The 946-nt window shown below is 68.5% G+C and carries 2 protein-coding genes; both read right to left on the reverse strand.

What is annotated here, in order from left to right:
* Positions 1-92 precede the first annotated feature (92 nt).
* Positions 93-485: a Gfo/Idh/MocA family oxidoreductase gene (locus ACLJK8_RS22890; RefSeq protein ID WP_413152694.1), complete on the reverse strand. Its 393-nt coding sequence runs from the start codon at positions 483-485 to the stop codon at positions 93-95.
* A gap of 219 nt (positions 486-704) precedes the next feature.
* Positions 705-946, reverse strand: a 242-nt coding sequence (locus ACLJK8_RS22895) for an ABC transporter permease (protein ID WP_413151435.1), incomplete at its 5' end; no start/stop codon positions are given.

Raw genomic sequence — 946 nt, forward strand, 5'->3', positions numbered from 1 at the left:
TGATCGAGCGGCACGGACACCGCTCCCCAGCCCAATTCCGACGCGACCAGATGGACACGATCCCGCTGGCCGCGTAAGCGCAATCAGGTGTCTCAGGATCCGGGGGCGGTACAGAAGCGGCGGTTGAAACCGACCATGAGCTTGCCGTTCTCGGCCGCGACGACCTTGAGGCAATCCTGGACCCGCGCGACCGAGAGGTCGATCGGCTTCTCGCAGAACACCGCCTTGCCCGCCTTCACGAACCGCTCGATCAGGTCGGAGTGGGTGTCGGTGGGCGTGCAGATCACCACGGCGTCGATGTCATCGGCCCTCTCGATCGCCTCGATGGCGCGCACCTCGCAGCCGTATTCCGCCGCCAGCGCCTCGGCCGCCGCCGGCATCGCATCCGCGACCGCGACGAGCGCCGCCTGGGGATTGCCGGACACCGCCCGCGCATGCACCTTGCCGATGCGGCCCGCGCCGAGCACGCCAAATCGCACAGTCATCTCTGTTCTCCTGGGTGATGTGGCCACGCCGGGGACAGCCCGTCCCGCCCGCCGGCCGGTCTTGATCCGGTCCTCGCGAACGGACCGGTCGAAAGCCCGCCGCCTGTGGCATGGGGCTTGGCCGGCCCCCTTGGGGACCGGCCGGGTCTTGCGTGGCTCAGCCTGATGGCCGGGCGCTGGCCTCTGTTCTGGCCTTCCGCTTTCGCCCGTTCTGGGTGCTCAGCTTTTCTTGGTGCGCTTTCTCTGGCGCTGGACGTCGACGACGACGGCGGCGACGATGATGAGGCCCTTGACGATCTCCTGGTAGTAGGCGTCGATGCGGAGGAAGGTGAAGCCCGAGGTCATCGTGCCGAGGATCACCGTGCCGATCACCGTGCCGGTGATCCGGCCCTGGCCGCCGGCGAGCGAGGTGCCGCCGATGACGGTCGCCGCGATCGCGTCGAGCTCGTACATCATGCCCA

Origin of the sequence: Amaricoccus sp. W119 (assembly GCF_047275745.1) — a bacterium.
Lineage (GTDB): Bacteria > Pseudomonadota > Alphaproteobacteria > Rhodobacterales > Rhodobacteraceae > Amaricoccus.

Excerpts from the sequence above, each read along its gene's own strand:
- ACLJK8_RS22890 (WP_413152694.1), bottom strand. The coding sequence starts at position 485 with ATGACTGTGCGATTTGGCGTGCTCGGCGCGGGCCGCATCGGCAAGGTG.